Raw genomic sequence first — 13,792 nt, 5'->3', positions numbered from 1 at the left:
CGGGATCACCCGCTGACGCCGACACTACCCAGCCCCTCTGAACTGCGGGAGACTGGGTTGGATCGTTCCAAAAGACGGACGAGTAGCAAACGGCCCGAGCCCCTCGCATACACGAGGGGCTCGGGCCGGTTCGAAGATGTGAAGGGGTTTCCTAGGCGTCCTCGGCGAGCATCTCCGCGGTCAGCGACGCCTCGGTGTCGGGGATGCCGAGCTCCTCGGCCCGCTTGTCGGCCATCGCCAGCAGGCGACGGATACGGCCCGCGATGGCGTCCTTGGTCAGCACCGGGTCGTGGAGCTGGCCGAGCTCCTCGAGGGAGGCCTGCTTGTGCTCCAGCCGGAGCTTGCCGGCCTGGCGAAGGTGGTCGGGGATGTCCTCCCCGAGGATCTCCAGGGCACGCTCGACGCGGGCACCGGCGGCAACGGCCGCACGGGCCGAGCGGCGCAGGTTGGCGTCGTCGAAGTTGGCCAGACGGTTGGCGGTGGCGCGGACCTCGCGGCGCATCCGGCGCTCCTCCCAGGCCATCAGCGACTCGTGGGCGCCCAAGCGGGTCAGCAGCTGGCCGATCGCGTCACCGTCACGGATGACGACGCGGTCCACGCCGCGTACCTCACGGGGCTTGGCGGAGATGCCGATCCGGCGAGCAACACCGACCAGCGCCAGCGCCGACTCCGAGCCCGGGCAGGTCACCTCCATCGAGGACGACCGGCCCGGCTCGGTGAGCGAGCCGTGGGCCAGGAAAGCACCGCGCCAGGCGGCCACGGCGTCGCAGGCCCCGCCCGAGACGACGGCAGGCGGAAGACCCCGCACCGGCCGGCCGCGCTGGTCGAGAAGGCCGGTCTGGCGCGCGAGCGCCTCACCGTCCTTGACCACGCGCACGATGTAGCGGCTGCCCTTACGAAGCCCGCTCGCCTGGATGAGAGCCACCTCTGCCTCGTGGCCGAAGACGTCGGCGATGTCTCGCTTCAGTCTCCTGGCGGCCAGACCGGTGTCGAGCTCAGCCTCGACCACGATCCTGCCGGCCACGATGTGGATCCCCCCAGCGAACCTCAACGTCGAGGCAACCTCTGCCTTGCGGCAGCATGTCTTGGTGATCTGAGTGGAGGCAAGCTCTGCCTTCACCTGTCCCGTCATCGCCATGTCGGAGAGTCTTTCATTGTTGTCAACGACCCTCGAATCGGTTCCATCTCAGAGCACTTCCGGGTGGGGCCGGAGCGAGGCTTGCGGTGGATGGGACGGCGTAGGTCCGGGCTCATGACGCCGATGTGGTCAGCCTGCCCCGATCACCCTTGCGTACGCCGCGGCGAGCCGCTCCGGGTCGTGGCGAGGGGTCCCGTCGCCGACGGCGACGTCGGCGACCTCGACCTGCGCACCGCACTTCTCGGCCACCCGCGACAGGTCGTCGAGACCGTCGAGGGAGGAGTCGACGAGGACGGTGTGGATGCGGAGGTCGGGGGCGTGGTCCAGGAGGACCGAGAGGTGCTCGGCAGGCCCGAAGCCGGTGGTCTCCCCCGGCTGCTCGCCCAGGTTGAGCACGACGACGATCTTCGCGGAGGTCGCCACCAGGGCCTCGCGCAGGGCGCGGACCATCAGGTGCGGCAGGACCGAGGTGAACCAGGAGCCCGGCCCCAGGAACACCCACTCGGCCTCGCAGATCGCCTTGACGGCGTCGGGGGCGGCCGGCGGGTTGTCGGGGACCAGCTGGATCGACTCGATCCGGCCGTCGGTGGTGGCGACCTCGACCTGACCGCTGATCTCCAGCCTGGCCTCCGGGTCGCCGGGAACGAGGCCGCTGACCTCGGCGACGATGTCCATCGGGACCAGCGCCATCGGCAGGACCCGGCCCTTGGCGCCCAGCAGGCGGCCAACCCAGTCGAGGGCCTCGACGTGGTCGCCGAGCTGCTCCCACAGGCCCACGATCAGCAGGTTGCCGAGGTTGTGGCCGCGCATCTCGCCCTCGCCGGCGAAGCGGTGCTGCAGCACCTGCGCCCAGGTGTCGTCCCAGCGGTCCGCGCCGCACAGCGCGGCGAGCGCCATCCGCAGGTCGCCCGGCGGGAGCACGCCGAACTCCCGTCGGAGCCGGCCGCTCGAGCCACCGTTGTCGGCGACCGTGACGATCGCGGTGAGCTGGTCGACGGTCAGGTCGTCGACGAGCAGACGCAGCGCGCTCAACGAGGCGTGCAGTCCGTGCCCTCCCCCCAGGGCGACGACGGCCTGGGCTTCTGCCCCGGGTCGGTCGGCCCCGGCCACTCTCACTCCCGCCCGAGGTCTCGGTGGATCGCCTTCGCATCCAGGCCGGCATCTCGCAGCCGCCTGGAGATCTCCTCCGCCATCGCCACGCTGCGGTGCTTGCCGCCCGTGCACCCGATCGCCACGCGCATGAACCTCTTTCCTTCGTGGAGATAGCCCTTGGTCACTCCGATGAGCACCGGAACATACCCGCTCAGGAACTCCTCCGCACCAGGACGCGAGTAGACATAGGCGGCGACGTCGGGGTTGTCACGTCCGTTGCCGTCCTTCAGCTCCGGCACCCAGTGCGGGTTGGGCAGGAAACGCATGTCGGCCATGAAGTCGGCGTCGACCGGGATCCCGTACTTGAACCCGAAGCTCACCACCGACACCTTCAGGGTCGTCCGCTCGGGAGTGCCGAACGCCTCGGCGATCCTCGCGGTGAGCTGGTGCACGTTGAGCTGGGTGGTGTCGATGACCAGGTCGGCGGCACCGCGCAGGCTGGCCAGCACCACCCGCTCCCGCTCGAGCGCGTCCAGCAGCCGCTCGTTGCCCCGCTGCATCGGGTGCGGCCGTCGCGCGGCCTCCTGCCGGCGGACCAGCGTGTCGTCGGCGGCGTCGAGGAAGACCAGCGTCGTACGCCGCCCGGTGGCCTTCTTCGCCACGATCTCCTCGAGCTCGGCGAAGAAGGAGCCGGAACGTACGTCGGTCACGACCGCCACCGGCTGCTCCGGGCCCCGGGCCGCGTCGACCCGCTCGACCACCTGCGGGAGCAGGCTCGGCGGCAGGTTGTCGACGACGTAGTAGCCGAGATCCTCCAGCTCCTTGGCGGCGGTGCTCCGCCCGGCACCGGTCATGCCGGTGATGACGACGACCTCCCCCTTGTGCATGACCTACTCCTCGATGATCTCGCCGGTGGTGACGTTGATGGCGCTAACCTTGCCATTCTTCGCCGTCTGCTCCACAGCGGTCTTGATCGCGGTCGCGGTGCCGGGCCCGATGCCGGGCACCTGGGCGATCTCCTCGACGGTCGCCGCGCGGAGCTTCTTGAGCGAGCCGAAGTGCTTCATCAGGGTCTTGCGGCGCACCTCGCCGAGGCCGGGTACGTCGTCGAGCAGGCTCTCCACCATCGACTTCGACCGGCGGCCGCGGTGATGGGTGATCGCGAACCGGTGCGCCTCGTCGCGGACCCGCTGCAGCAGGTAGAGACCCTCGGAGCTGCGCGGCAGGATGACCGGGTCCTCCTCGCCGGGCACCCAGACCTCCTCCAGGCGCTTGGCCAGCCCGACGACCGGGATGTCGTCGATGCCCAGCTCGGCCAGGGCTCGCTGGGCGGCGGCCACCTGGGGCGCGCCGCCGTCGACGACGACCAGACCCGGTGCGTAGGCGAACTTCCGCGGCCTCCCGGTCTCCGGGTCGACCAGCATCGGGCCGTTGGCCCCCTCGACCTCCGTCGACACGATCGAGGTCGACTGCTCGTCGAGGAGCCGCTTGAACCGGCGGGTGATCACCTCGTGCATCGCCCGGACGTCGTCGGAGCCGTCCTGGCCCTTGATGATGAACCGGCGATACTCCGACTTGCGGGCCAGGCCGTCCTCGAAGACCACCATGCTGGCCACGATCTCGGTGCCCTGCAGGTGGGAGATGTCGTAGCACTCGATCCGCAGCGGCACCTCGTCGAGCTCCAGCGCCTCCTGGATCTCCTCCAGCGCCCGGTTGCGCGTCGTCAGGTCGCTGGCGCGCTTGGTCTTGTGGAGCGCCAGGGCCTGCTCGGCGTTCTTCGCCACGGTCTCCTGGAGCGTCTTCTTGTCGCCGCGCTGCGGCACCCGGATCCGCACCTTCGCCTTGCGTACGTCGGAGAGGAGCTCCTCGAGCGTCTCGTGGTCGGGCGGCAGCGCCGGGACCAGGATCTCGCGCGGGATCGCCTCAGCGTCCTCGCCGGCGTAGAGCTGCAGCAGGAAGTGCTCGACCAGGCCCGCGGTGTCGGCGTCGTCCATCCGGTCGGCCACCCAGCCGCGCTGGCCCTTGATCCGGCCGCCCCGTACGTAGAAGATCTGCACGCCGACCTCGAGCGGGTCCTCGGCCAGGGCGATGACGTCGGCGTCGGCACCGTCGCCGAGCACCACGGCCTGCTTCTCCAGGGCACGCTGCATCGCGCCGAGGTCGTCACGCAGCCGCGCGGCCTTCTCGAAGTCCAGGGCCTCGGACGCGGCGTACATCTCCTTCTCGATCCGCTTGATGAAGGTCGTGGTGTGGCCGGCCATGAAGTCGCAGAAGTCGTCGACGATCTCGCGGTGCTCCTCGGCGGAGATGTTGCCCACGCACGGGGCGGTGCACTTGTCGATGTAGCCGAGCAGACAGGGACGGCCGATCTGCTGCGAGCGCTTGAAGACGCCGTTGCTGCACGAGCGCATCGGGAAGACGCGCAGCAGGATGTCGACGGTCTCGCGGATCGCCCAGGCGTGACCGTAGGGGCCGAAGTATCTGGTGCCCTTGCGTTTGGCCCCACGTCCGACCATGACCCGGGGGAACTCCTCGGAGACGGTCACCGCGAGCCACGGGTAGGACTTGTCGTCGCGGTACTTGACGTTGAACCGCGGGTCGAACTCCTTGATCCAGGTGTACTCGAGCTGGAGCGCCTCGATGTCGTTGTTGACCGTCGTCCACTCGACGCTGGCGGCGGTGGTGACCATCGTCGCCGTACGCGGGTGGAGGCTGGGGATCGGCTGGAAGTAGTTCGCGAGCCGCTGGCGCAGGTTGATCGCCTTGCCGACGTAGATCACCCGCCCCTTGGGATCACGGAACCGGTAGACCCCGGGCTGGGTGGGGATGTCTCCAGCTCTGGGGCGATAGCTCTGCGGATCGGGCACGTCCGCCAGCCTATCGGCGAGGACCGACAGCCGGACCGTGCCCGACGGGCTGACCTGTCAGCGGCTCCAGTCGATCGCGTCGAGCTCGGCCAGCAGCCGAGCGCCACGTACGGGATCGTGGTGGGCCACCCAGGAGACCCGGCCGCGCAGATGCTCCTCGAACGCCGGGACCTCGTCGCGATTCTGTGTGCTCGGGCCATGGCGGCGGCAGTTGTGGAGGATCGCGCGGAGCAGGTCGACCTCCTCGCGGGGCACGCGGGGTCGCTCGTTGACGACCAGTCCCGCCAGCCGCTGGCGGCCACCGCGCGGCATCACGCCGGTCTTGCGCGGGTTGAGCCGAAAACCCTCGTCCCGCACGATCTCCTCGATCGCGTCGAGCAACCGTGAGGTGCCGTGCCCCCAGCCGACCTCGCCCGAGAACGCCAGGTCGTCGGCGTACCGGGTGTAGCGGCCGCCCCATGAGCGGGCGAGAGCGGTGAGCCGGACATCGAGGCCGTACGCGGTGAAGTTGGCGAGCGCGGGCGACGTCGGCGCGCCCTGAGGCAGATGGGGCGCGGCCAGTCGGCGCCCGAGCCGCCAGTGGGCATCGAGGAGCTCTTCCGCGCCGGGGCGTGGCACCGCCCTCCAAGCCGCACGCGGCAGTACGCAGGTGCTCAGTCCGGCCAGGCAGTGCGCGACCGGTTCGGGGTAGCCCGCCGTGCGCCAGATGCCGTAGACCCGGGAGACGCTCACGCTGGCGAAGAACGCCTCCAGATCCAGGCGCAGGACGATCGGCCGGCCGGCGTGCGGTACGGCGTACGACCTCACCGAGCCGCCCGGCCGGAAGCCACGAGCTGCATCATGCGGCGGGATCCGTGAGACGACCTGGTCCAGGAGGCGCCGCTGGATGGCCCGCAGCCGGGGCTTGGGTGCCTCGAGGACGCGGATCGCGCCGCTCGGAGCGGTCCGATGGCTGACCCGATAGTGCTGGAGCCGGGGCTCGTCGGCGGCTCTGGCCCAGCGCCGCAGGTCGGCGAACCAGTCCAGCTCAGCTGCGGTCACGTCGAGGAAGGCAGCGACCGAAGCCAGGTCGTCGAGCTCCGGCAGGCGCCACCGGTTGGTGACCATGCGGGTCGCTGCCACCGGCTGGGTGACCGGCCCGACGGCCACCGCCTTGTCGGCTGCCGGCAGCCTGCGCAGAACCATCGCGAGCTCGCGCGGCCGGTCGTGGGGCGGCCGGGGATAGAGCTCGAGCGTCTGCGTCGCCAAGGAGCGCAGCCAGGCCAGGCGTCGCCCGAGCACGACCGCCCCGCTCGCGACCAGGCCGTCGCGGCTCCACTCCCCCGCCAGGAAGCCCGCCGCCAACGCTCGTGCCGTGTCGGCTCTCAACGCGGCAGCCAGGGGACGCGAGCACCGCTGGAGTGCGGCAGCGCCGCTCGACCCGTCTCGTCGTGCGCGCGGCGACCTGCAGCGGAGCGCAGCCTGTCGCGCGCGGTGCCGTGCCCGGACGTACCGGTGGCCCCCGGGGTAGCCCCGGGGAGGCTGACCGGTGTCACGCACCGGATCGCCGTCTCGAGATGACGCTGCCGCACGTCAGCACGATAACGTCCCCGAGGGCGAGCTGATGCCCGACCGGCGCAGGCCGGGCATCAACTCACCCGACGGATCAGCCGAGCAGCTCCACCTCCGAGAGCGTGATCGGCTCAGCGGCCGGCCCGGTGAACTCGATCCGGATCCGGCTGAACCTCGACTCCGACTCGAGCTTGAACGGCCGGGTGGCCTGCTGCCAGTCGAACTTCTCCCCCGAGCGCCGGTCGAGGACCTTCCAGTCGGTGCCGTCGTTGGACCCCTTGACGACCCAACCGCTCGGCGAGCCGCCGTCGGCACCGTTGGTGAGGGTGTAGAACGACACCGGCACCCTGGTCCCGGAGAACCGGTACTCGACCCAGCCGTCGCCGGCCACGGTCGCCTGCGTCCCGGAGTCGTTGTCGACGAGCGTCTCGCCATCGCTGCCGCTGGCCGACACCGTGCCCTTGCCGGCGCCGGACCTGTCGGCCAGCGGCGTGGCGGGCTGCGAGCCGTCGGTCAGCGACGGCGGGACAGCGCTGGGCGAGGTGCCCCAGCGCGACGTCCTCGAGCCCATGTCGAACTCGATGGTGCCGCCGTCGGCGAGCTCCTGGTGGGAGACGTACGTCTTGTCCCACCGCTTGCCGTCGATCTTGACGCCCTGGACGTAGATGTTCTTGTTGCTGTTCTTCGGAGCCTTGATCACCAGGTCCTTGCCGCCCTCGAGGTGGAGGGTGGCCTTGGTGAACAGCGGCGAGCCGAGCACGAGGTTCTCGCTGCCCATCTGGAGCGGGTAGAGGCCGAGCGAGGAGAAGAGGTACCACGCCGAGGTCTCGCCGTTGTCCTCGTCACCGGCGTAGCCCTGCCCGATCTCGGAGCCGGTGTACATCCGGCGCAGCGTCTCGCGCACGATCTCCTGCGTCTTCCAGGGCTGACCGGTGTAGCTGTACATCCACGGGATGTGGTGGCTGACCTGGTTGGAGAAGCCCCACTGCCCCATGCGTACGTCCCGGGCCTCACGGATCTCGTGGATGATGCCGCCGTAGGAGCCGGGGTACTCGCCCGTCTCCGGAGTCGAGAAGAAGGTGTCCAGCTTCGTCGCGAGCGCGCCACGACCGCCGTAGAGGTTGGCCAGGCCCTGGCCGTCCTGCGGGGTGTGGAACGCGAAGTTCCAGCCGTTGGTCTCGGTGTAGTCGTGATCGCTGCCCCACACCAGCGGGTTGTAGGCCGCCGGTGACTTCTTGAAGGTGCCGTCGGCGTTGCGGCCCTGGAAGAAGCCCACCTTGTCGTCGAAGGTGTTGACGTAGTTGCGAGCCCGGCTGAGGAAGTACTCCGACTCCTCCCGCAGCCGCTTCTTCTCGGCCTTCGAGATCCCGTCTCGCCGGGCGAGCTTCGCGGCCATGTTCCCGATGCCGTAGTCGTTGATGTAGCCCTCGAGACCCCAGGAGACGCCCTCGCTCACGGCCGCGGGCGTGTAGCCGAGGAACACCGAGGTCTGCATCCCCTTGCGGCCGACGTTGGAGTTGGTCGCGGAGCCCGGGGGCCGGACGGTGGCGTTCTTCACCGCGGCCGCATAGGCGGCCTCGGCGTCGATCCCCTTCACGCCCTTGACGTACGCGTCGGCGAACGAGACGTCCGAGCTGGTGCCGGTCATCAGGTTGGCGTAGCCCGGCGAGGACCAGCGCGAGATCCAGCCGTTGTCCTTGTACTGCTGCACGAACCCGTTGACCATCTCGGCCGCCTGGCTCGGCTCCAGGAGCGAGTAGGCCGCCCAGGTGGTGCGGTAGGTGTCCCAGAAGCCGTTGTTCACATAGACCTTGCCGTCCTTGATCTCGGCCCCGGTGTGGGTGGGCGTGGTGCCCGGCGGGTTCGCGTCGTCAGAGGTCGACTGGACGGCGTGCTTCCAGACCGGCTCGTCCTCGGTGCCGGTGTTCTCGTGGCCCGAGTTCGGGTAGAGGAAGAGCCGGGCGAGGTTGGAGTAGACGGTCGTCTTCTGGTCCTTGGTCGCGCCCTGGATGTCGAGGACGTCGAGCTTGTCCTGCCACAGCGCCTTCGCCTTCTCCTTGACCGTGTCGAAGGAGTCCTCGGCGACCTCGAGCTCGAGGTTGCGCTTGGCCTGGTCGATGCCGATCAGGCTCGTGGCGATCCGCATCGTCACGGTCCGGTCCGCACCGGCGTCGAACGCGAGATGGCCCTGTACGTCCGGGCGCTCGCCGGTGGCGTACTTGCCGCCGCCGGTGACGGGCTGGTCGAACGTCGCGTAGACGTACATCCGGGTGGCGCCGTTGGACAGGCCGCTGCGGGTGTCGGTGAAGCCCTGCAGGGTTCCCGCGGCCGGGTCGAGGGTCAGCCCGCCGTCGTTGTCGACGTTGTCGAACACCAGCCGCGCGGAGTCACCGGGATAGGTGAACCGGAACACGGCCGCATGGTCGGTCGGTGCGATCTCGGCGCTCTGCCCGTTGTCGAAGCCGACCTTGTAGTAGTAGGGCCGGGCGATCTCGTTCTCGTGCTCGAAGGTGAGCTCGCGCGCGTTGCGGCCCGGGTCGGGGGTGCCCTCGGCCGCGGACGGCATCACCTGGAAGGTCTGCCGGTCACCCATCCACGGGCTGGTCTCGTGGCTCAGCGTCAGCGCCTGCAAGCCGGTCCGGTTCTGGGCGTCATTGTCCTGGTGGTAGCGGTAGAACCACGACAGCGAGCCGGCGTTGGTCATCGGCGCCCAGAAGTTGAAGCCGTGCGGGACGGCGGTCGCCGGGATGTTGTTGCCCCGCGAGAAGCTCCCGCTCGACTGGGTGCCGCGGGTGGTGACGGCGTAGTCGACGCGGCTGGTCACCTGCGGTGTCTTCGGGGACGCGGCGATCTCGATGTCGTCGTACCAGCCACGGAACTTCGTCGGGCCGCTCGGCGCGTCGACGGCGACCAGGATCCGGTCGATCGTCTTGCCCGCGGCGACCTCGCCGATGACGGAGGTCTTCTTGTTCCACTGGTTGGTGTAGAGCGACTTCGACTCGCCCTGGCCCTTCGGGGACAGTACGTAGCCCTGCGCGTCGAGCGCGTCCAGCTCGGAGAGCAGGGTGCCGTCGGTGAAGGCCAGGTCGACGGCCGTATAGGTGCTCGGGTAGCTCAGGTCGCCCTCGATGAACTCCGGGAAGACCAGATAGGACAGCTCGGTCTCCCTGCCGACCGGGATGTCGACGTCGAAGACGCGGTTGTAGGAGTGACCCTTGTCCTCGGTGATCTTGCCTGCGTACTCGAAGGCGTGGGTGCCGGTGAAGCCGACCTTCGACTTCGCGGCGTACGCCAAGGCGGGGCCGTCGTCGGGGTGGCTGGTCATGTTCTTCAGCGGCGGCGGGGGCTCGGAGCCGTCGGAGAGCTGCCACTCGGCGAGCTGGATGATGCCTCCGCTCTGGTTCGCGGAGATGTCGATGCGGTAGTGGGAGTACGCCTGCGGGGAGGCGAGCTCGAACTCTCGGGTCTGGAAGCGCTCGTCCCAGGACTGGCCGGTGCGGGTGTCGACGGTCGTCCAGCTCTGGCCGTCGGTGGAGCCCTGGATCACCCAGTCCTTGGGGTCGCGTTCGGCGGCGTCGTTGGCCGAGGTGAGGGCGTACTTCACGACGCTGACGGGCTGGTCGAGCTCGATCTGCACCCAGCCGGTGATCGCGAAGGTGAGCCACTTGGTGTTGATGTCGCCGTCGACGAGCTCTGCCGCGCCTTCGCCCGAGCCGGTGTTCTCCCCGCTGGCGGTGACGCCGGTGATGTGCTCGGAGATGTCGCCGGGGATGCCGAAGGGGTCGGGTCCGGTGACGCCCGCGCTGCGGGGGTCGCCGTCCTCGTCGGTGTCGACGAGATCGGCCCAGCTGGGCTGGGGGTCGTCCTCCTCGAAAGAGGTCTCCCAGTCTCCGCCTTCGGCGGCCTGCTGCGGGTCGGCGGTGTCGGACCTCGGGGCGGTCGGGTCAGGTGCGTCCGGGGTCGCGAGCGCGGGTGCGGTGGCGCTCATCGCGACCATCAGCGTCGCCGTCGCGGCGATCATCGCGGCCAGGCGGGCCCGGCCTCTCGTTCTGTGTGGTGCGTCCCAACGGTGCATCGGTGTGATCTCCTTCACATGGGGGCCATCCCAGATGGAACCGTTGGATGACAACGTTGTCAACGAAGTTTGCGAAGGATTTACGCGGGCACTCTTGGAACGAGAAGGGATTTGTGCCGACACACGGGAAGAATCGAGACATCGTTGTCGCGCTCGGATCGACGTCTACGCTGAGCACGTGGCATCACCCTCGTCCGAGCAGACCCGTCAGCAGCGCCGCCCGACCATGAAGGACGTCGCGGCGTCGGCCGGGGTGAGCCTGAAGACCGTCTCACGGGTGGTCAACGGCGAGTCCAACGTCAACGACGACCTGCGCGCGGCGGTGCTCGAGTCGATCGCCCAGCTCGGGTTCCGGCCCAACGCTGGTGCGCGCGGACTGCGACAGGGACGGTCTGGCACCGTCGGACTGCTGCTCGAGGACGTCGCCGACCCGTTCTACTCGATCCTGTCGCGCGCGGTCGAGGAGGTCGCTCGGGAGCGCGGGACGATGGTCTTCGCCGGCTCCTCAGCGGAGGACGCGGACCGGGAGCGCGAGCTCGCCCTCGCGTTCTGCGAGCGGCGCGTCGACGGCCTCATCGTCGTGCCGGCCGGCACCAGCCACTCCTACCTCCTACCCGAGATGCGAGCCGGCATCCCGGTCGTGTTCGTCGACCGCCCGCCCGGCGACATCGAGGCCGACATGATCCTCACCGACAACCGCGGCGGCAGCCGGCGCGGCGTGGAGCATCTGCTCTCCCACGGACATCGCCGCATCGGTTTCATCGGCGACGCACCGGAGATCTACACCGCCGGCGAGCGCCTGCGCGGCTATCGCGAGGCGCTCGAGGCGGCCGGGATCCCCTTCACCGACGACCTCGTCACCCAGGCGCGCCCGTCCTCCGCATCGAGCGCTGATGCACTCGACCGACTGCTCGACGGACCGTCACCGGCGACCGCGCTGCTGTGCGGCAACAGCCGCACCACCGTCAGCGTTCTGCGCGAGCTCGCCCGGCGCTCCGCACGACTGGCCCTGGTCGGCTTCGACGACGTCGAGCTCGGCGATCTCCTCCAACCGGGGCTCACCGTCGTCGCCCAGGATCCCGGTGCCATGGGCGCGGCCGCCGCGCGGCTCCTGTTCCAGCGCATCGCCGGCGACACCGCGGGCCCGCCCCAGACGGTCACCATCGGCGCTCGCCTGATTCCCCGAGGCTCCGGGGAGCTCCCGGCTCCCTGAGTCTGGGGAAATCGGCCGCGCCGGACCTGGGTTTTAAAGTCTAGTGGTCTAGTATGGTTATGTGCCTTGTCGTGACCGCTACGGATACGCGCTGACCACCAGTGACGAAGCTGCCCTGGCCTACTCCCAGGGGCTGCTCGATGTGCTTCGCCTACGGGATGGCGCCCTCGCCTCCTTCGCGGCCTCGATCGTCCTCGACCCGACGTTCGCGCTCGGACATGCGGCGCTGGCGCTGCTCGGACACGAGATGTGCGCTCCCGTCGACGTCGACGCGCGCCTGCGGCAGGCCCGGCTCCACGCCCAGCGGGCGACCGAACGGGAGCGCAGCCACGTCCACGCGGTCGATGCCCACATCGGCGGCAACCCGCGGCCGCTGATCGACCATCTGGCGGCCTTCCCGCGAGACGCGCTGCTGCTCTCGACCGCGGTGCCGACGATCGCCTTCGCCGGGGCGACCGAGGTGCCCGAGGAGGCCTGGGCGATCGTCGAACGCGCCGCGCCCGCCTACGGTGACGACTGGTGGTTCGCCGGCCTACTCGCCTTCGTACGACAGGAGCAGCGCCGCTTCGATGACGCGATGTCGCTCTCCTGCGCCTCCCTGGCGGTGGAGCCCGGGGCCGGCCACTCCGCCCACGCCCGCGCGCACGCCCACTACGAGACCGGCGACCACCAGGCGGGTCTCGCGTGGATGTCGACGTGGGTGCTCGGCGACGGCGCCCAGATCGACTCGCTCTCCCACTTCTCCTGGCACGCCGCGCTCCATGAGCTCTCGCTCGGCGACCTCGATGCCGTACGTCGCCGCTACCTGACCCAGCTCCAGCCCGGCCACGCGCTGGGCTGCCGGGCGCTGGTCGACTCCGGCTCGCTGCTCTTCCGCTGGGCGCTGACGCCGGGTGCTCGTGACGTACCCGACATCGCCGAGGTCGTACGCGTCACCGGCCGCGAGACGATGACCCGGCCCGCCACGCCGTTCCTGGCGATGCACACCGCGGTCACCCATCTGGCCACCGGCGACGCCGGTGCGCTCGACGAGCTGAGGTCGTGGGCCGCCGGGCACGTACACCCGACCATGGCCACCGTCGTCTCCCCGCTCGCCGAGGCCCTCGGGCTGATGGCCCGCGACGAGAACTCCACCGCCGCCGACCGGCTCGCCGCGCTCGCCCCGTCGATCCGCCGCCTCGGCGGCTCCGACGCGCAGCGGGAGATCATCGAGGAGGCCCGCATCGCCGCCCTGCTCCGCGCCGACCGCTGGGACGAGGCCCGGGTGCTGCTCGACGCCCGTCTCGACCGGCGTCGCTCCCCGCGCGACGAGCTGTGGCGGGCACAGGCGCTCGCGCGCACCTGAGCCTCCCGAGGAGCCTCCGCGCGGGCGACCTCTCAGCTGGGGACGATCTCTCCGTCGGTCACCTCGAAGGCGACCTCCTCCAGCGGACTCGTCGCCGGGCCCTGGGTCACCGAGCCGTCCTCGATCGAGAACCGGCTGCCGTGGCACGGGCAGTCGATGGTGCCGCCGGCGACCTTCGTGACCGGGCAGCTGCGGTGGGTGCAGATCGCGGAGAAGACCTTGAACGTGCCCTCGGTCGGCTGGGTGGCCACCAGGTTGCGGTCGGCGACGATCACTCCGCCGCCGACCGGGATCTCGCTCGTCGCGACGAGCGGGCCGTCACCCGTCGACCCGGAGTCACCGCCACCGGTCCCGCCGGAATCGCTGCCGCCGCACGCCGCGAGGAGCGGGACACCGACGACCGTGACCGCGGCCCCGCCTACGACCTTCCGGCGGGTGATTCGAGATTCACTCATGCCGCCCAGAATAGGCGCGCCGACCTCGCACGTCGCCCGCCGAGCGCAAACCTTCA

At 70.1% G+C, this 13,792-nt stretch carries 10 protein-coding genes; 2 read left to right on the top strand and 8 right to left on the bottom strand.

Features of this window, described 5'->3' with window-relative positions; translation table 11 throughout:
- Nucleotides 1–151: 151 nt before the first annotated feature.
- From whiA to ABZ796_RS04685, 7 genes are all read right to left on the bottom strand, one after another.
- A complete protein-coding gene (whiA, locus tag ABZ796_RS04715) occupies nucleotides 152–1,138 on the bottom strand; it encodes a DNA-binding protein WhiA (RefSeq protein WP_045547796.1) in 987 nt (328 codons plus the stop codon).
- Between the two features lie 129 nt (nucleotides 1,139–1,267).
- Nucleotides 1,268–2,248 (bottom strand): uridine diphosphate-N-acetylglucosamine-binding protein YvcK, encoded by a 981-nt coding sequence (gene yvcK / locus ABZ796_RS04710; RefSeq protein ID WP_357335007.1) that lies wholly within the window; start codon nucleotides 2,246–2,248, stop codon nucleotides 1,268–1,270.
- A 2-nt stretch (nucleotides 2,249–2,250) separates the two neighbouring features.
- The gene (gene rapZ / locus ABZ796_RS04705; protein WP_008357169.1) at nucleotides 2,251–3,117 is read right to left on the bottom strand and encodes an RNase adapter RapZ; all 867 of its coding nucleotides are present in this window, start codon (nucleotides 3,115–3,117) and stop codon (nucleotides 2,251–2,253) included.
- A 3-nt stretch (nucleotides 3,118–3,120) separates the two neighbouring features.
- Nucleotides 3,121–5,097, bottom strand: a complete 1,977-nt coding sequence (uvrC, locus tag ABZ796_RS04700; protein ID WP_357335005.1) for an excinuclease ABC subunit UvrC — start codon at nucleotides 5,095–5,097, stop codon at nucleotides 3,121–3,123.
- 57 nt (nucleotides 5,098–5,154) lie between these two features.
- Nucleotides 5,155–6,465: a reverse transcriptase family protein gene (locus ABZ796_RS04695; protein ID WP_357335003.1), complete on the bottom strand. Its 1,311-nt coding sequence runs from the start codon at nucleotides 6,463–6,465 to the stop codon at nucleotides 5,155–5,157.
- Nucleotides 6,462–6,668 carry a hypothetical protein gene (locus tag ABZ796_RS04690; protein WP_357335002.1) on the bottom strand — a complete coding sequence of 69 codons (207 nt, stop codon included), beginning with the start codon at nucleotides 6,666–6,668 and terminating at the stop codon, nucleotides 6,462–6,464. Before ABZ796_RS04690 ends, ABZ796_RS04695 begins: the two co-directional genes overlap by 4 nt.
- A gap of 74 nt (nucleotides 6,669–6,742) precedes the next feature.
- The gene (locus tag ABZ796_RS04685) at nucleotides 6,743–10,669 is read right to left on the bottom strand and encodes a GH92 family glycosyl hydrolase (protein ID WP_357335000.1); all 3,927 of its coding nucleotides are present in this window, start codon (nucleotides 10,667–10,669) and stop codon (nucleotides 6,743–6,745) included.
- A gap of 232 nt (nucleotides 10,670–10,901) precedes the next feature.
- Between ABZ796_RS04685 and ABZ796_RS04680 the strand changes: the two genes are divergently transcribed.
- Complete coding sequence (locus tag ABZ796_RS04680; RefSeq protein ID WP_357334999.1) at nucleotides 10,902–11,936, top strand: LacI family DNA-binding transcriptional regulator; 1,035 nt, start codon at nucleotides 10,902–10,904, stop codon at nucleotides 11,934–11,936.
- Between the two features lie 61 nt (nucleotides 11,937–11,997).
- A complete protein-coding gene (locus ABZ796_RS04675) occupies nucleotides 11,998–13,281 on the top strand; it encodes a pyridine nucleotide-disulfide oxidoreductase (protein ID WP_357334997.1) in 1,284 nt (427 codons plus the stop codon).
- Nucleotides 13,282–13,313: 32 nt separating this feature from the next.
- Here the strand turns inward: ABZ796_RS04675 and ABZ796_RS04670 are convergent, their stop codons facing one another.
- Complete coding sequence (locus ABZ796_RS04670; protein WP_357334996.1) at nucleotides 13,314–13,736, bottom strand: Rieske (2Fe-2S) protein; 423 nt, start codon at nucleotides 13,734–13,736, stop codon at nucleotides 13,314–13,316.
- Nucleotides 13,737–13,792 lie beyond the last annotated feature (56 nt).

It is taken from the genome of Nocardioides sp. NPDC047086, from assembly GCF_040643685.1.
In the GTDB taxonomy this organism is placed as follows: domain Bacteria; phylum Actinomycetota; class Actinomycetes; order Propionibacteriales; family Nocardioidaceae; genus Nocardioides.
The sequence above is the reverse complement of the archived record's forward strand: the minus strand, read 5'-3'. Positions and strand labels throughout refer to the sequence as shown.